General features: G+C 70.3%; 16 protein-coding genes. 10 read left to right on the forward strand and 6 right to left on the reverse strand.

Annotated features, from left to right (window positions below; translation table 11 throughout):
* Positions 1 to 2 precede the first annotated feature (2 nt).
* From U5N23_RS21080 to U5N23_RS21100, 5 genes are all read left to right on the forward strand, one after another.
* On the forward strand, positions 3 to 929 hold the full coding sequence (locus U5N23_RS21080) for an ATP-binding cassette domain-containing protein (RefSeq protein ID WP_322594699.1): 927 nt from the start codon (positions 3 to 5) through the stop codon (positions 927 to 929).
* On the forward strand, positions 926 to 2,353 hold the full coding sequence (locus U5N23_RS21085) for an ABC transporter permease (protein ID WP_322594700.1): 1,428 nt from the start codon (positions 926 to 928) through the stop codon (positions 2,351 to 2,353). Before U5N23_RS21080 ends, U5N23_RS21085 begins: the two co-directional genes overlap by 4 nt.
* Positions 2,350 to 3,714, forward strand: coding sequence for a DUF3526 domain-containing protein (locus U5N23_RS21090; RefSeq protein WP_322594701.1), 1,365 nt, complete (start codon positions 2,350 to 2,352; stop codon positions 3,712 to 3,714). The genes U5N23_RS21085 and U5N23_RS21090 overlap by 4 nt, the downstream gene beginning before the upstream one ends.
* Before the next feature lie 152 nt (positions 3,715 to 3,866).
* Positions 3,867 to 4,619 carry an iron-sulfur cluster repair protein YtfE gene (gene ytfE, locus U5N23_RS21095; RefSeq protein ID WP_322594702.1) on the forward strand — a complete coding sequence of 251 codons (753 nt, stop codon included), beginning with the start codon at positions 3,867 to 3,869 and terminating at the stop codon, positions 4,617 to 4,619.
* A 13-nt stretch (positions 4,620 to 4,632) separates the two neighbouring features.
* Entirely contained in the window at positions 4,633 to 5,055 is a 423-nt protein-coding gene (locus tag U5N23_RS21100) for a group III truncated hemoglobin (RefSeq protein ID WP_322594703.1), read from the forward strand.
* A gap of 16 nt (positions 5,056 to 5,071) precedes the next feature.
* On the opposite strand, the gene U5N23_RS21105 is transcribed toward U5N23_RS21100, so the two are convergent.
* From U5N23_RS21105 to U5N23_RS21115, 3 genes are all read right to left on the reverse strand, one after another.
* A complete protein-coding gene (locus U5N23_RS21105; RefSeq protein WP_322594704.1) occupies positions 5,072 to 5,710 on the reverse strand; it encodes a hypothetical protein in 639 nt (212 codons plus the stop codon).
* Positions 5,711 to 5,770: 60 nt separating this feature from the next.
* Positions 5,771 to 5,938, reverse strand: coding sequence for a LiaI-LiaF-like domain-containing protein (locus tag U5N23_RS21110; RefSeq protein WP_164470688.1), 168 nt, complete (start codon positions 5,936 to 5,938; stop codon positions 5,771 to 5,773).
* Positions 5,939 to 6,002: 64 nt separating this feature from the next.
* Positions 6,003 to 6,431 (reverse strand): hypothetical protein, encoded by a 429-nt coding sequence (locus U5N23_RS21115; RefSeq protein ID WP_322594705.1) that lies wholly within the window; start codon positions 6,429 to 6,431, stop codon positions 6,003 to 6,005.
* Positions 6,432 to 6,614: 183 nt separating this feature from the next.
* On the opposite strand from U5N23_RS21115, the gene U5N23_RS21120 reads away from it, so the two are divergent.
* The 3 genes from U5N23_RS21120 to U5N23_RS21130 are packed head-to-tail and all read left to right on the forward strand — an operon-like array spanning position 6,615 to position 11,894.
* On the forward strand, positions 6,615 to 7,694 hold the full coding sequence (locus U5N23_RS21120; protein ID WP_322594706.1) for a serine hydrolase: 1,080 nt from the start codon (positions 6,615 to 6,617) through the stop codon (positions 7,692 to 7,694).
* A 42-nt stretch (positions 7,695 to 7,736) separates the two neighbouring features.
* On the forward strand, positions 7,737 to 9,095 hold the full coding sequence (locus U5N23_RS21125) for an SWIM zinc finger family protein (protein ID WP_322594707.1): 1,359 nt from the start codon (positions 7,737 to 7,739) through the stop codon (positions 9,093 to 9,095).
* 15 nt (positions 9,096 to 9,110) lie between these two features.
* A complete protein-coding gene (locus U5N23_RS21130) occupies positions 9,111 to 11,894 on the forward strand; it encodes a DUF6493 family protein (RefSeq protein WP_322594708.1) in 2,784 nt (927 codons plus the stop codon).
* Between the two features lie 10 nt (positions 11,895 to 11,904).
* Here U5N23_RS21130 and U5N23_RS21135 read toward each other — a convergent pair whose 3' ends face one another.
* From U5N23_RS21135 to U5N23_RS21145, 3 genes are all read right to left on the reverse strand, one after another.
* Positions 11,905 to 12,360 (reverse strand): hypothetical protein, encoded by a 456-nt coding sequence (locus tag U5N23_RS21135; protein ID WP_322594709.1) that lies wholly within the window; start codon positions 12,358 to 12,360, stop codon positions 11,905 to 11,907.
* 4 nt (positions 12,361 to 12,364) lie between these two features.
* Positions 12,365 to 12,784: a hypothetical protein gene (locus U5N23_RS21140; protein ID WP_322594710.1), complete on the reverse strand. Its 420-nt coding sequence runs from the start codon at positions 12,782 to 12,784 to the stop codon at positions 12,365 to 12,367.
* A gap of 182 nt (positions 12,785 to 12,966) precedes the next feature.
* The gene (locus U5N23_RS21145) at positions 12,967 to 14,277 is read right to left on the reverse strand and encodes an alpha-hydroxy acid oxidase (protein WP_416208644.1); all 1,311 of its coding nucleotides are present in this window, start codon (positions 14,275 to 14,277) and stop codon (positions 12,967 to 12,969) included.
* 60 nt (positions 14,278 to 14,337) lie between these two features.
* Here U5N23_RS21145 and U5N23_RS21150 point away from each other — a divergent pair, with 60 nt between their 5' ends.
* Positions 14,338 to 15,237 carry a LysR family transcriptional regulator gene (locus U5N23_RS21150; RefSeq protein ID WP_322594712.1) on the forward strand — a complete coding sequence of 300 codons (900 nt, stop codon included), beginning with the start codon at positions 14,338 to 14,340 and terminating at the stop codon, positions 15,235 to 15,237.
* Between the two features lie 68 nt (positions 15,238 to 15,305).
* Positions 15,306 to 16,322: a phosphotransferase enzyme family protein gene (locus tag U5N23_RS21155; RefSeq protein WP_322594713.1), complete on the forward strand. Its 1,017-nt coding sequence runs from the start codon at positions 15,306 to 15,308 to the stop codon at positions 16,320 to 16,322.
* Positions 16,323 to 16,772 lie beyond the last annotated feature (450 nt).

The raw sequence follows: 16,772 nt of genomic DNA on the forward strand, positions 1-16,772 counted from the left end.
CCATGGCAGCCATGCCCCCCCACCCCGACTCCTTCACCCCACAGGGCGCCACAGCGCCCACGTCCGTGCTGCAGGGCGCCACAGCGCCCACGTCCGTGCTGCAGGGCGCCACAGCGCCCACGTCCGTGCTGCAGGGCGCCGCAGCGCCCGCGCCCGCGCTGCAGGGCGCCGCAGCGCCCGCGCCCGTGCTGCAGGCCAGCGGCGTCACGGCCGGCTATGGCGGCCGCACCGTGCTGCAGCACCTGGACCTGCAGGTGCAGCGCGCCGAAATCTACGCGCTGCTCGGCTCCAACGGCGCCGGCAAGACGAGCACGCTGAGCCTGTTCCTGGGCTTTCTGGCCCCCAGCGCCGGCAGCGTGCGCGTGCAGGGCATCGACCCCGTGGCCGACCCGGACGGCGCGCGCCGGCAACTGGCCTACATCCCCGAGAACGTGGCACTGTACGAGCACCTGAGCGCACGCGAGAACCTGTCCTACCTGCTCGATCTGGCGGGCCAGCCCGAGGACGCGCAGGCCATCGACCAGGCACTGCTGGCCGCCGGCCTGGCCGCCGAGGCCCACGGCCGGCGCGTGGGCGGCTTCTCCAAGGGCATGCGGCAGAAGGTGGCCATTGCCCTGGCCCTGGCACGCAAGGTACCGGCCCTGCTTCTGGACGAACCCACCTCGGGCCTGGACCCCCAGGCCACGGCCGAGTTCAACCGGCTGCTGGCGTTGCTGCGCGCGCAGGGCGTGGCGATCCTGATGGTGACGCACGACCTGCTGGGTGCGGCGGACGTGGCGGACCGCATCGGCTTCATCGACGCCGGGCGGCTGGTCGAGGAAGTGGCCGCCGGCAGCATCGGCGGCAGCAACGACGATGGCCGCGCAGGTGATCGCTTCGACGTGCGCGCACTGCACCGGCGCTACGCCGCACAGGGGGCCGCGGCATGAGCCACCCCACCTACCGCATCGCACGCGAAGAGTGGCGCCTGCTGCTGCGCGACCGCACGGCCCTGCTGGGCCTGCTGTTGCTCATGCTGCTGACCCTGGTGGCCGCGGCCACCGCATGGGAGTCGCGGCGCGCAGCCGATGCGCAGCGCACACGCTACCAGGCCCAGGCCAACCAGGAGTTCGAGGCCCAGCCCGACCGCCACCCGCACCGCATGGTGCACTACGGGCACTTCGTGTTCCGGCCGCTGAACCCGCTGGCGGCGTTCGACGCCGGGATCGACGCCTATACCGGCCACACCCTGTTCCTGGAAGGGCACCGCCAGAACAGCGCCAATTTCGGGGACGTGCGGCAATCGTCGCTGCTGCTGCGCTTTGGGCAGCTCACGCCGGCCTTTGTGCTGCAGGTGCTGGCACCGCTGCTGCTGGTGTTCCTGGGCCACGCATCGCTGGCGCGCGAGCGCGAATCGGGCACCTTGCGCGTGCTGCTGGCGCAAGGGGTGCGGCCGGGCCAGATCGTGCGCGGCAAGCTGCTGGCACTGGCCGGCGCTGCCCTGCTGGTGCTGCTGCCCGCAGCGCTGGCCCTGGCCGCCATGGGCGCTGGCGCGCAACCCCTGCTGGCGGCCGCGCTGCTGGGGGGCTATGCGCTGTGGCTGCTGCTCTGGGCGGTGCTGGTGGTCGGGCTGTCCGCGCTGTTCAGGCGCCGGCGCGATGCGCTGCTGTGCCTGCTGGCCGTGTGGACGGTGGCCATCATCCTGGTGCCACGCCTGGCGGCCGATGGCGCCGCCGCGGCCCATGTGCTGCCCACCCGCATCGAGAGCGACATCGCCGTGGCCCGCGACCTGGCCGCGCTGGGCGACAGCCACAACCCGGACGACCCGTACTTTGCGGACTTTCGCAAGCAGGTGCTGGCCCAGTACGGCGTCTCCCGCGTGGAGGACCTGCCCGTCAACTACAAGGGCCTGCTCGGCATCGAGGGCGAACGCATGACCAGCGAGCTGTTCAACCGCTATGCTGCCGATTCGTTCGACCAGCAGGGCCGGCAAAGCGGCTTCATGGACCGCTTCGGCCTGGTCAGCCCGCTGCTGGCCCTGCGGCGCCTGTCGATGGCCCTGGCCGGCACCGACCTGGCGAGCTACCGCCGCTTTCTGGAGCAGGGGGAGCACTACCGCTACACGCTGATCCAGTCGCTCAACCGCCTGCAGGCCGAGAAGATCCGCTACGCCGACGACCGCAACCCCACCCGGCAGAACCGCGTGGACCGCGCGCACTGGCACGGTGTGGCGCACTTCCGGTATGTGCCGGCCACACCACCGGCGGTACTGCGCTCCGCGCTGCCGGCCGCCGCCGTGCTGCTGGCCTGGGTGGCGGCGCTGTCGGCGCTGCTGGCATGGGGTGCGCAGCACCTCGGGAGGAGCACGCGATGATGTGCTGGATCGCCCATGAATGGCGGCTGGTGGGCCGCTCGCGCCTGTGCCTGTCGGCCCTCGCCCTGCTGTGCCTGTTGTCCGCCGTGTCCCTGTGGTCGGGGGCACGCGAAGTGGCCCGCCAGCAGGCCCACATCGCGCGCCTGGCCCCCGTGCACGAGCACGACGTGCAGGCCGTTGCCAAGCGCTTCGCCAACGGTGGCGACGCCGGCTACGCCGCCTACTACACCTTCTACGACACGCAGGACCCGCCGTCGGGCGCCGCCTTCCTGGCCCTGGGCCTGCGCGACGTGGCACCCTATGTGCTGCGCGTGCGTGCCCTGGGGCTGCAGGCCCAGCTCTACGAGGGCGAGACCTTCAACCCCGAACTGGCCCTGGCCGGGCGCTTCGACTTCGCCTTCGTGCTGGTCTACATGGCACCGCTGTTCATCATCGCCCTGCTGCACGACCTGGTGTCGGGCGAGCGCCAGGCGGGCCGGCTGCGCATGCTGCTGGCCATGCCGAACGCGGGCTCGCGACTGTGGCTGCGCCGGGCCGGCCTGCGCACGGCGCTGGCCATCGCCAGCATGGCCCTGCCGCTGCTGCTGGCCGCAGCCTTGCTGCCCATCGGCATGCCGGTGCTGGCCGCGGCGTTGACCGTGGTGGTGGCCTACGCCGCCTTCTGGTGCGCGGTGTGCGCGCTGGTGGCCACCCGGCCCTGGGGCTCCACCGCCCACGCCACGGCGCTGATGGGATGCTGGGCCGTGCTCACCCTGGTACTGCCCACCCTGGCCCAGATGGCGATTGCGCGCGGCATCCCCGTGGACCAGGGCGTGGACCTCATGCTGGCACAGCGCCAGAACGTGCACGGCGCCTGGGACCAGCCGCGCGATGCCACCATGCAGCGCTTCTTCGAGACCCACCCCGAGTGGAAGGACACGGCCCCCCTGCCCGTGCAGTTCCACTGGAAGTGGTACTACGCCTTCCAGCAACTGGGCGACGAGAGCGTGGCCCCGGCCGTCAGTGCCTACCGCGCTGGCCTGGCCCGCCGCCAGGACTGGACCGCACGCCTGGGCTGGCTGCTGCCGGGCGTGGCCGTGCAGACCGCCCTGCATGGGCTGGCCCAGACCGACCTGCCGGCCCAGTTGCGCTACCAGGAGAACATCGAGGCCTTCCACCGGGAGGTGCGCGGGTTCTACTACCCGTATGTCTTCAACGAGCGCCCCTTCGGGCCTGAAGACTTTGCAAAAAGGCCCCGCTTTGCAGCGCACAGGGCTGCGGCGCAATGGCCCGTGCTGCCCTTGGCGGCATGCCTGGCCTGGGGCCTGTTCATGGCGGGCCTGGCCGCCCGCGCCCTGCGGCGGGTAGACCCCGCCGGCTGAGGCCCACGGGCTGGGCAAGCGCACACCGGGCCTGCAGACCCGGTGTGCGCTTGCCCCAGGTCAACAAAACCAAAGCTGCTACGGCCAAATAAAACATTTATTTCAAATACATCTTAAAATAACCATACAAAATACATCTTTAAAGGACCGCCATGAACGCCCGTGACCCTGCCGCCTTTGCCCACGCCCCTGTGGGAGCGCCCTTTGACCTGCATGCACAACAGCCGATCGGGCAGATCGCGGTGCAGTTGCCCGGCGCCACGGCGGTGTTCCGGCGCCTGAAGCTCGACTTCTGCTGCGGCGGCCAGGTGAGCTTGGCGCAGGCTGCGGCCGACAAGGGACTGGATGCCGGGGCCGTGGTCGCCGAGCTGGCGCAGCTGCAGCGCGGTGCGGCCCTGCCCCAGGCGGGTGCGGGTGCCAGCGCGCTCATTGACCTGATCGTGACCCGCTACCACGAAGTGCACCGCGGGCAGCTGCCCGAGCTGGTGCGCATGGCGCGGCGGGTGGAGGCCGTGCACCGCAGCCACCCGGCCGTGCCCACGGGCCTGGCCGATGCGCTGGAAGCGATGCATGCGGAACTGCTGGAGCACATGGGCAAGGAGGAATCCGTGATCTTTCCGCTGCTGCGTGCGGGCGGCAACCCCTTCGTGGGCACGCCCATCGGCGTGATGCGCGCCGAGCACACGGACCATGGCGCGGCGCTGGAGCGCCTGAACGCGCTGACCCACGACACCACCCCGCCTGCGGACGCATGCACCACCTGGAAAGCGCTCTACGCAGGCATTGCACAACTGGCCGACGACCTGATCAGCCATATCCACCTGGAGAACAATGTGCTGTTTCCGCCCTTCGAAGCGCAGGCGGGCGCGGCAGGCTGCGCCAGCACGCAATGCGGTTGCCACTGAGCAGGGGCCGCAGATGACCGAGACGGAATTTCTGGAGCCCAGCACCGAGAGCATGACCGTGCTGGTGCACAGCTTCTATGCCGACGTGCGCGCCCACCCGCTGCTGGGCCCTGTGTTCGAGTCCGCGCTGCAGGGCCGTTGGGACGCGCACCTGGCGCGGCTGGTGGACTTCTGGTGCACGGTGGTATTGGGCGCGCGCAGCTTCAAGGGCGATGTGTTCGGCAAGCACATGGCGCTGACCGGCATCACGCCCGCGCATTTCGCGGCCTGGGTGGCGCTGTGGCAGCAGCACACCAGCCGGCTGTTCGCGCCCGCCTTCGCGCAGGAGCTGCAGGTGGCGGCGCATGGCATTGCGCGCAACCTGTTTCGCGGGTATTTTGGCGCGGAGCCGGCTTTTGTGGACGCGCGCGACAGGGATGGGGCGCCACACCCGTAACGGCTGTGGCGGTGGCCTATTCTTCTTGGGGCTGCACCGTCTGCAAGCCACGCTTGACTGCGGCCAGCGTCTTCTCCGGCACCAGCGCATCCGATGAACCCAGCTGGGCGGCCAGCAACTGCCTGCGCAGCTCCAGCTCGGCCAGGGCCGAGATCGCGCGGACCACCGCCACCTTCATGGCGGCCTCGGCATCGTCGCTCTGGCCGAACACCGACTCCATGCGCGCCAGCAGCGCCGGCCTGTCATTGTCTTTGGCGGCCTTCAGGTCGGTCACGGCCTGGGCGCCTTCGCGGTCCAGCGCCTGCGCGTGCAGCGCCTTGCGGCGGGCGTCGAGCAGGCTTTGCACCAGGTTCTGCGCCGCCCTCAGGTACGCCAGCGACGCAACCCCCACCTGGGGCCTGGCCGAGGTGTCGATGCGCTGAACGGCCGCGATGGCGCCATCCAGGGCCCGCGCGGCATCGTCCGCCTGGATGAACAGCCCCGGCTCGGTCGCCCCCTGAAAGTCAGCCAGCAGCTCGGCCCCGGCACCGGCACGGCTGCTGGCGCCCTGCACCAGCGCACTGAGCGCTTCGACCGGCTTCCCGGACGCCAGCGCCCCGCTGCCGGCGCCAGCCAGCGCCCACGCCATCGCCAGCGCCACCACGTTCTTACCCATGACCCCTCCCTTGTTGGAGCGGCGATCGTAGCGGACGCAAGCGCCTGCGGCGGGCGTGGCCTACTTTTCCCGGGGCGTGAAGAACAGCGCCACGCCGATGGCGATCAGCGCCAGCGGCCACCAGGTCACCAGCAGTTCCTTGAGGCTGATGCTGATGAGCCCCAGGTTGGTGAGCAGAAAGAACACCCCCAGCACGACCAGAACGATGGCAGCGACGTTGCCCTTCATGTGCACTTCCTCCAAGATGGTTGCGGGCCGATGCGGACGGCCTCTGGCACGGATTATGGGGGGCTCAGCCCATGCGCCCCGGGGATGCGCCAGCGCGCAGCACCGCCAGGTGCGCCCCCAGCACGCAGCAGGCCGGCGTGACGACGATGCCCGCGAGGTTGAACCACAGCGGCAGCTCGCTCCAGAAGGCAAAGCCCACCAGCGTGCCCAGCACGCCCACGGCCAGGCCGTTGAAGTAGGGGTAGGCGAGCGCGATGCGGGCCGCCACGTAGCCGCCCAGCACGCTCACGAAGGCGCCGAGCACCATGCTCCAGACCAGGTAGGCGTCGTCCTCTGCCAGGTCGGCCAGGGCCTGGATGATCTGCTCTTCGCTCTGCCCCTCCATGGCCATCAGCAGGCCTTGCAGGGATACCAGCACCACGCCGGCCAGGATGGACAGTGCCAGCAGGAGCGCGGTGCCCACGATGAGGGCCTTGGGGTTGATTCGGTTCACCGTAGACGCTTTCAGGGTTGTGGGCCCGCGTAATGTACTGCGCACAAGCGCCGCAGGGTACTTCGCGCAGACGCCGCAGGCTGGCAAGCACGCAACGTGCCCGGAAAAGGCTTGGAAATGGATAGTATCGGCAGCACCGGGGATCCGATGCGGCCCCCCTGTTCCCTTGGAGGAAGGCATCCGATGCAAACGATGGCAAGAATCAGTGCACCGTGGCGGTGGGTTGCGGGCATCGCCCTGCTGCTGGCAGGGCAGGCACTCGCCGCCGCGGACGCGGCCCCGGTGCCCGGCGCCGAGTGGGAGCGCATCGCCTCGCCCGAGGCGGTGGGCTGGTCCACCCCGAAGCTGGCGCTGGCGCGCGAGCACTCGAAGGGCCTCGACACGGCGGCGGTCATGCTGGTGGTCAATGGCAAGGTGCTCGACGAATGGGGCCGCACACAGGACCGCTACAACATCCACTCGATTCGCAAGAGCATCCTTAGCGGGCTGATCGGCATCGCGGTGGGCGAGGGCAAGATGCGGATCGACGCCACCCTGGGCGAGCTGGGCATCGACGACAACGCGCCCGCGCTCACCGATGCCGAAAAGCGCGCCACCGTGGGCGACCTGCTCAAGGCCCGATCCGGTGTCTACCACCCCGCCCTGTACGAGAGCCCCGCCATGGCGGCCGCCCGGCCGGCGCGTGGCAGCCATGCGCCGGGCAGCTTCTGGTATTACAACAACTGGGACTTCAATGCGCTCAACACCATCTATGAAGCGCAGGCCAAAACGGGCTTCTACACCGCCTTCGCAGAGCGCCTCGCCAAACCTCTGCAGATGCAGGACTGGCGCGCGCAAGACGGTGGGTATTTCAGGGGCGAGGATTCGATTCACGCCGCCTACCCCATGCACATGTCGGCCCGCGATCTGGCGCGCTTCGGGCTCCTGTACCTGCGCGGTGGGCAATGGGGCGGCAAGCAGCTGATCCCGGCCCAATGGATCCAGCAAAGCCTGCAGTCCTACTCCGATAGAGGAGTGGACGGGGGCTATGGCTACATGTGGTGGGTGGAGGTGGACGGGCGCCACCTGCCGTCCGTCCGCATGCCCGCGGGCAGCTTTTCGGCGCAGGGCGTTGGCGTGCACCTGGTGGTCGTGGTACCGGCGTACGACCTGGTGGTGGTGCACCGCGTGGACACCTACAACATCCTGAACCAGGTGAACGATGAACAGTTCGGGCGGCTTCTGAAGATGATCCTCGACGCCCGGCTGGCGCCAAAACCCTGACCGCGGGCTCTGCCAGAATCGCTCCGCCACCGCTGCCAACCCATGCTCCAGTTCGCCCACACCTACCGCTATGCCGAGCCCTCGTCCGTGGACCGGGCCGGCGCCGCACCGCACCTGCGCCTGGCCACCTCGTCGCCCGCCGAAGTGCCCCACCCGCATTTCTTCGAGGGCCGGCTGCACCAGCCGCAGCTGGCTGCGCAGTTGCTGAGCGCCGTGCACCTGCTGGTGGGCTCGCGCTTCTTCACACCGGCCAACAGCGTGGCCAAGGCAGTGGCGCTGGCCGACCCCGTGGTCACGGCCGGCAGCGGCATACTGCGGCTGGAGGGCTTTTCGGCCTGCTGCAGCACCTACATCCGGGTGGACATGGAGCCCGGCGCCTACGCGGGCGACATCGTCGGCAAGGGCACGACCAACATCGACTTCAACGCGCCCATGCGCGCTGCGCTGGCCCAGGTGCGCGATGCCGATGGCCTGGCCCTGTCGGTAGGGAGCGCGGCCTTCACGCTGCACACTGCCGGCACGCAGGTGGTGGAGAAAAAGGTGGAGCTGCCCCTGCGCTGGCTGCGCAGCATGGTGGCCGTGCAGAGCTACCAGGCGGCCATGCGCAAGGTCTTCGAGGTCGATGCCATCCCCGCGCTGCGCTTCGTGCGCGGCCTGCCTCGGGCATCGACCAGCAAGACCCCGCTGTGGGTGGTGGCCGGCCCGCAGGGCCTGCGCACCACGGCACAGAACGATGGCAGCGGCGTGCGCTTTACCGACAGCAGCCGGCTGCGCGTGCTCGAGACCCTGCTGCCCAAGGCGCGCACGCTCACGCTGTTTGCCGACGCACAGCAGCAGGCCAGCGGCTGGTGCCTGGATTTCGGCACCATGCGCCTGACCCTGGTGCTCAGCGCCGAGGTGTGGCGCGGCTTCTCGGGCGAGGGCCAGGCCCTGCAGTCGCTGGTGCTGGCCGATGAAGGCCGCCCCGCCAGCGCCGTGCGCGCCCGGCTGCACTGGCAGGACACGCTGCGCAGCGATGCGCTGGCGGCGGATCTGCAGTGGCCGGTGGCCGACGTGGACCGCGCGCTGCAGCTCCTGGGCGCCTCGGGCCTGGTGGGCTATGACCTCGTGCACGGCGCCCACTTTCACCGCGTGCTGCCGCTGGACCTGGCCCAGCTCGACGACCTGAACCCGCGCCTGGCCGATGCCCGCGCCGTGCTGCAGGCTGGCGCCGTGCGCCTCCTGTCCACCACCCCGCTCGATGCCGAGGTGCACAGCGCCGACGTCAGCTACCGCGTGCGCGAGGTGGACGGGCTGGTGCGCTGCACCTGCCCCTGGTTTGCCAAACACCAGGGCGAGCGCGGGCCGTGCAAGCATGTGCTGGCCGCCTTTGCTGCGCAGGCAGCAAGCCCTTCACACTGAACCGTATCCGGCCCCATGCACGACAACGACGAAGACAACGCCACCGGCGACAGCGCACTCGAACAGCACATCCTCGCGGGCGATCTCGGCGCCGTGATGGACTGCATCGATGCCGCCGACGAGGCCGAACGCAAGGCGATGCGCCGCGCCGTCGAGCGCCTGATCTCGCGCCGCTGGCAACTGCTGCGCGCCAGCCCCGACAGCCCCCTCAGCGTGGACGGGCGCACGGACAAGGAGCGCGCCAACCGGCTGTTTCGCGCGACCGAGCTGGCGCGCTTCCTGTGCGCCGACGAGCAGCCGGCCTGCGACTACTGGCAGCACATCGGCATCCAGGACATCGCGGCCTACCGGGCCCGCTATGCGCCTGCGCCATCCGCCGTGCCCATCGCCACGCAGCTGCGCGGCGAATACGACTGGTCCTACGCGCGCAACATCCACCGCGCCATCGTCGCCGGCCTGGTGGAGCGCCCCGAGACCGAGGAGTACATCGACGCCCTGTTCTTCGGTGACCTGCGCGGCGAGTCGAACCTGGTGCTCAAGCATGTGGATGCGGACCCGGGCATAGCGCCGCATCTGCTGAAACTGTTCGAGCGCGAAGGCAGCTCCGACGGCAGCTTCGCCGCGCGCGAAAAATACTGCCACGACCCCGAGCTGTACTGGAGCCACGCCTTCCTGACCCTGTGCGAGCGCGGCGTGTACTCCCGCGCACAGTTGCTCGACAAGACCCTGGGCGCGCTGGCCTGCGACTGGCCGCAGTTCAAGTCGGGCTGGTTCTCGCGCTTCCACGAACAACTCGCGCCCACGGTGGACGAGATGGCGCACGAGGCCGAGCGCTACCTGGCCCTGTGCCACAGCCGCATTGCGCCCACGGCGGGCATGGCGCTGCAGGCCGTGGCCGCGCTGTACCAGGCGGGGCGCGTCGATGCGCTGGCCGTGTGCGAGGCCGCCACCCCGCTGGTGTCGGCCACCGCCAAGGGCCAGGTGCTCGCAGCGCTGGAACTGCTGGGCCAGGTGGCGAAGAACGATGCGGCCCTGGCCCACCATGCCAGCGGCATTGCGGTGCAGGCCCTGGGCCACACCGCTGCCGATGTGCACAAGAAGACCATCGCCTTCCTTGCGAAATGGGGACTGGACGACGCAGGCCGAGCGCTGGCACGCGGCTACCTGCCCCTGGTCACGGCCGTGAACCGGCCGGCGCTGGCCGCGCTGGTGGGTGAGGCCGAAGCAGTTGCAGCAGCTGCGCCCCCCGTCGTCGCCGAGCCGGCAGCGCCGCCGCGCCCGACATCGCCGCTGGACGCAGGCCGCGCCCTGCCCTCGCTCGACCACCTCCCCGATGTGGTCGAGCGCATGGCCTATGCGCTGGAGAACCCGGCCGACGTGGACGAGTGGGAGCGTGTGGCCGGCGCGCTGGTGCGGCTGGCGCCCATCGCGGCCGCGGACAGAGCCGCCTTTCTCGCACTGCAAAAGCGCGCCCGCAAGCTGGAGTGGCCCAGCCAGCCCCTGCCCTTCGCGCTGGCCCGCGTGATGGCCGCTGCGGTGGATGGCGAGGGCACGGCCGAGGACGTGATGCTGGTGCCCGGCAATGCACCCGCCCGCGCGCAGCACTTCATCGGCCCGCGCGTGCAGGGCCTCATCGCCCAGGCGCTCGCAGGCAAAGGCCTCACGCCCCTGTCCACGCCCACGCACCGGGGCGGCTTCATCGACCCGCGCGAACTGCTGGCGCGCATCCAGGCGCACCAGCATGCCGGGGTGCAAGCCCCCATGCCCGAACAGGTGCTGGCGCTGATGCGGCTGGTGCCCGCGCAGATGGACACGGATGCGGCCCACACCGCGCTGGCCGAGGCACAGGGCATCAAGGACCCGGGCCCGCTGGTGCAGGCCCTGCGCTACGCACTGGGCGATGGCGGTGTCGAGGTACCCCAGGATGCAGCGGCACGCCCCCTCTTCCTGGCCGCGGCGCGCATCCGCTCCCCGCATGCGGACGACGCCCCCACGCTGGCCGCCTACGGTGACCTGGGCCCCGGCGGCCCGCTGCATGCGCGCTGCGACTGGTACGTGGTCAGCCAGGCCAGCGAAGGCGGCTACACCTTCCACCACCTGTACATCACGCACGAGCCTGCGCTGCAGCCGCAGGCACATGGACGGCCGCACCACACCGCCTTGGCCCTGTGCGCCAAGCACCTGCCGGACATGCGCTGGAGCAAGGCATACGAGGCGGCCCCGATCCGCTTTGCCGCCAGCCTGCTGCCCTCGGGCCTGGAGCCCCTGTTTGCCGAGGCGGCAAGCACCATGGCCAACAACGTGGACTGGTGGGAGGCCCAGTGGCAAAACCGCGCCTACCTCGACCTGCTGCTGGAGCCCACCACGCCCTTCACCCCCATGGCCCGGCTGCTGCTGGCCGTGGCTCTGGCGGGCAAGGAACCCGGGCAGACGGCGCTGGCGGTGGACGCGCTGGTGCTGGGCGTGCAGGACGGCCGGCTGGACACCACCGCCCTGGGCGACACACTGGCCCGCCTGTGGGCCACGCCCCTGGTCAAGGGCCCGCGCTATGCCAAGAGCCTGGCGGCCGCAGCCCAGGCGCATGCAGCCATGCCGGCAGCGGTGTTTGCGCTGCTGTGCGCCATGCTGCAAGAGCCCATGACCACCTGGCGCAAGGACCAGGCGCCCCTGCTCGAACTGCTGCTGGAGCTGCAGCTGGGGCACCAGTTGCCACTGCCCGCAGGCACCCGGGCCGCGCTGGCAGCGATGAAGCTGGGCGGCAAAGGCAAGGCAGCACAGCAGCAGTTGCTGGGCAAGTAAGAACCGGTGTTCAGCGGTAGCGTAGGCCCGCGCTGGCGGCAAACCCCTTGGGATCGAACCGGCTCCAGGCCGTGCCCCAGGGGAAGGTCACGTCGCCGTTGCCGAAGTGGCGCCCCAGCTGCTTGCCCAAGGCCTGGCGCACGAAGGCGATCTCGTTGTCGATGGCCTTCTGGGTCGGCCAGCCGTCCTCTTCCTCGGCGCCGGGCAGGCCCACGCCGATGAGCACCATGTTCAGCAGCCCATCATGAAAGCCCAGCGACAGCCAGCACGGCTTGCCGCCCAGATCGAAGCCGTGGAACGACAGCCAGGCATAGCCGTTGCCATGCTCGTGCGAGCCGCCGAAGAACTCGGCAAGCAGGGCCTGCACATCCCCACGGCGCAGGCCCTTGGCTACCGCCCGCCCCGAGGGCTGCAGCGCCAGCGAGCCATCGGCGGGGTTGATCTCCAGGCGCTCGCGCTGCGGCATGCACTCACCGGCCGCGCCGCGCCACCAGCCAGCCCCCGAACCAGCAGCCCGCCACGGTGAAGAACGCATTGGCCAGGTCGAACCACCAGTCCCAGCCCGAGCCCGTGCCGATGGCCAGCCCGATGGAGATGGCGGTGAGCAGGGCCGCCACCACCAGGTTGTTGGCATAGGGGTGCGCCGGCGCCAGCCGCGCGGTGACGTAGCCGCCCGGTATGCACATGGCCCCACCCGCCAGGAGCAGCGCCAGCGTGCCCAGGTTGCCGTCCAGGAACTCGGTCACCGCCTGCGCCATCTGCGCATCGCCATCCCCTTGCGACTGGAACCACCACGAAGCGAGGTACCACAGGCCGTAGGCAATGGCAGGCAACAGCACCAGCATCAACACGACGCCGGCAAGAATGGCCTTGAAACTGAATCGGTGCACGAGCGACATCCTTTGCCATGTGGAGAGGGCCCCATAGTAAGCGCAGTCTTAAGCGCAGTCTTAAGCGCAGTCGTGAGCGCAGTCGTGAGCGCAGTCGTGAGCGCAGTCGTAAGCGCAGTCGGCCAACGCAATGCCCTGTGCAGCGCGGCGACTTGCATTTCACTGCGCGGGCAGCAGGTGTGTCAGATCGGGGCCGAGGTGGTGTGGGCCAGCGGCCAGGGCGCGCGCCGGTCCATCAGGTGCTGCGGCCCCAGCTCGGCGCAGGAGCACACGCCCAGCATCGCCAGGTTGCGGTCCAGCTCGGCGCGCAGCAGGCCGATGGCGGCGGCCACGCCTGTCTCGCCATCCACGGCGGCGGCGTAGTTGAACGGGCGGCCCACGAACACGGCCTGCGCGCCCAGTGCCAGGGCCTTGGCCACGTCGGTGCCGCGGCGGATGCCGCCGTCTAGCATCACCACCATGGCACTGCCGGCCTGCTCGGCAATGGCGGGCAGCACGCGCAGCGGGGCCACGGCGCCATCGAGTTGGCGCCCGCCGTGGTTGCTGACGATGATGCCGTCCACCCCGTGCTGGCGCGCAAGGGCCGCATCGTGCGGGCTGAGGATGCCCTTGACCACCAGGGCGCCGCGCCACTGGCTGCGGATGCGGGCGATATGGCTCCAGTCGAAATGGTCGCGCCCCGAAAAATCGCGCTGCACGCGCGAGGACAGGATGGGCGCACCGCGCTCGGCAAAAGAGTTCTCGAAATGCGGCATGCCATGGCGCACCAGCGTGCGCAACAGGGTGCCCGCCAGCCAGCGCGGACGCACCAGCCCATCCCACGCCAGGCGCAGGCTGGGGCGCAGCGGGGTGGAAAAGCCCGCGCGCAGGTTGTTCTCGCGGTTGCCGGCCACGGGGATGTCGACCGTCACCACCAGGGTCTGCACGCCGGCTGCGGCCACGCGCTGCAGCAGCCCGTCGATGCGCTCGGGCGTGCCCGGCAGGTAGGCCTGGAACCAGGTGCCGGGGGCCGCCGCCATCACCTCTTCCAGCCGGATCAGCGAGCTGCCGCTTTGCACGGCGGGAATGCCCGCTGCGGCGGCGGCCCGCACCAGCACCACATCGCCGCGGTAGGCCGACAGCGCCGCGATGCCCATGGGCGCAATGCCGAAGGGGCTGGCGTAGCGCGTGCCGAACAGCGTGACGCCCTGATCGCGCTGCGCCACGTTGCACAGCACGCGCGGCACCAGCGCCAGTTCGTCAAAGGCCTGTCGGTTGTCGGCCAGGGCGCGGTTGTCCTCGGTCGCGCCGGCGATGTAGCCAAAAATCGGGCGCGGCAGCACGCGGCGCGCGGCGGCCTCGAAGTCGCCGAGCGAAAGCAGGTCGCGCGTGCGCCCGCTGCGGCGCGTGCCGTCGAAGGCTTGCCAGGGGTTGATGGCTGGAGCGGCGGAGGAAGAGGACATCGCGGGAGTTCCATGGAGATGCAGACCGAAGACAGTGTCCGGGATTCGCATCCATCCAAAAAGCGAATTTATTAATATCGCTTTGTTCGCCAAATAGAAAAAAGTAGATCCATGACGCTCAAGCAACTCGAAGCCTTCTACTGGGCCGCCACCTGCAGCAGCTTTGCCCTGGCGGCCGAGCGCGTGCACCTGTCGGTATCGTCCCTGTCCAAGCGCATCGCCGAGCTGGAGGCATCGCTGGGGCAATCGCTGTTCGACCGCGCCGGCCACCGCGCCGCGCTGACCGAGGCCGGCACGCGCCTGGTGCCCCTGGCCGGCGCCCTGGTGCAGCAGGCCGACCTGGTGCACCAGGCCATGGGCGCCACCGCCGGCCTGCGCGGCCCCTGCCGCCTGGGTGTGGGCGAGCTCACCGCGCTGACCTGGCTGCCGCGCCTGGTGGCGGCCATCGCCCGTGCCCACCCCGACCTGGAGGTCAGCGTACACGTGGACGTGGGCGCCGCCCTGGCCGAGCGGCTGGACAAGGGCGAGCTCGACGTGGCCGTGATCGCCGGGCCCGCAAGCCGCAGCGCCCTGACCTCGGTGCCCATTGCCCAGGCTGCATTCACCTGGTGCGCCAGCCCTGCGGTGGCTGCGGGGCTGGCAGCCATGGATGCCAATGCCCTGCAGGCCCACCCCCTGGTCAGCCTGCCCCAGGGCTCGGGCGTCACCCAGCTCATCGACGACTGGCTGCGCCAGGCCGGCGCCCCGCCCGCACGCCGCCTGTTCTGCAACCACTGGGGCGCCATCGCCGGCCTGCTGGCGCACCGCGGCGGCATCGGCCTGTTGCCGCAGGGCTGGGCGCAGGCGCTGTGCGGGCGCGGCGTGCTGCAGGAACTGCCCAGCCCCGTACCGCTGGGGCTGCTGGGCTACGCGCTGCACCACCGGCGCGATGACCTGCGGCCGCTGGTAGGGGCGCTGCGGGAGATGGCGGTGCGCGAGGCGGACTTCACCGTGGCGGGGAGTGTGTTCTGAGCGCGCCACATGGCGGCGCCCCGGCTTCAGGCAGAATCCCCGGCCCTCCACGCCCCAGGCTCTGCCCCATGACCGCCTTTCTTTCCACCGACATCGCCCAGTCCACCCCCACCGGCGGCGCCATCGCCCGCAAGGTGATGGAGCACTACGCGCTGGGCGACGTGGCCCACTGCGTGCTGATGCGGCGCGGCTTCAACCAGGTGTACGCGCTGCGCTTTGCCGATGGCCGGCAGGCCGTGGCGCGGCTGTGCGCCGACCGCCCGCGCGGCGCGCCCAATACCGCCTACGAGACGGCGCTGCTGTGGCACCTGAAGGCCGCAGGCGCCCCCGTGGCGGCCCCGCTGGCCGCGCGCGATGGTGCGGCCAGCATCGACTTGCCGCTGCCCGAGGGGCCGCGCCCGCTGGTGCTGTTCGAGCACCTCCCGGGCGAATGGCCGGGCGAGTCGGTGCCGGACACCGAGGCCACGGGCCGGGGCCTGGCATTGCTGCATGAATTGGCGCAGGGCTACGCGGGCCCACCCAGCCTGTACCAGCTCGATCTGCCCGACCTGCTGCGCGCGCCGCTGCAGCAACTGTGTGCGGCACCCGCGATGGACGATGGCCTGCGCGCCAGCTACACGGCGCTGGCCGGGCGCCTGGACGCGCGCATCACCGCCCTGCTGCCCACGCTCACCCGCGTGGCCTGCCATGGCGATTGCCACGGGGCCAACAACTTCATGACCGACGGGCCGGATGGCACGCGCGTGGCCTCGTTCTTCGACTTCGACGACACCGGCCCTGGGCTGCTGGCCTATGAGCTGTGTGTTTATTTGTGGAACAACCTGCCCCGCAAGGTGGACGGTGTGCTCGACGAGGCCGGGCTCACGCGCTGGCGCCACTACCTGGCGGGCTACCGCAGCGTGCGAGCGCTGGCGCAGGCGGACTTCGATGCGATTGCCGCCTTCCTGGCTGTGCGGCAGTTCTGGATCATGGGCGAGACTGCGGGGCGGCATGCCACCTGGGGTACGCAGACCATGCCGACGGCTCAGTTGCGCAGAGTGCTCAAGATCATGGAGTACTGGGAGTCGTTCAAGACGCCGGAGTGAGGTGCAGCGGTGCATCGGTCCGTCCATCGATCTGTACCGCCCGCGCCCGCTTCTTCACCTCGCTTGCGTGACGTTGTGACACTGTGGTGGTGATGGGTGCTGCTTGCTTTGGCTGAGGGCGGGAGCCGGGTCTCGGCCCGGCGGCCGAGATACTTGTTCTTTGCTTCGCCAAAGAAAAGTACCCAAAAGAAAGGCGACCCCGCTGCCCGTGTCCCCCTCGCCGGGGGCGAGGGGGCAGCCTGCGATGCTCGGTCCTGGGGTGCGCCGCAGAACTCGCTGCGTTCTTCGAACTCCGCTCAAACAGCTGCGGCAAGCCAGACAACGATGCGCGTGTCCTTCGGCACGCGCTCACCCCAGGCCCTGCGCTTCTCGGCACGGTCAGAAGGGGGTGGGAGCGGGCTCCACTCGGGCCATTGCTTCGCTCGGCCTGTGGTCCTTCGCTGCGCTCGG

Origin of the sequence: Acidovorax sp., assembly GCF_034519795.1 — a bacterium.
Classification (GTDB): domain Bacteria; phylum Pseudomonadota; class Gammaproteobacteria; order Burkholderiales; family Burkholderiaceae_C; genus Acidovorax.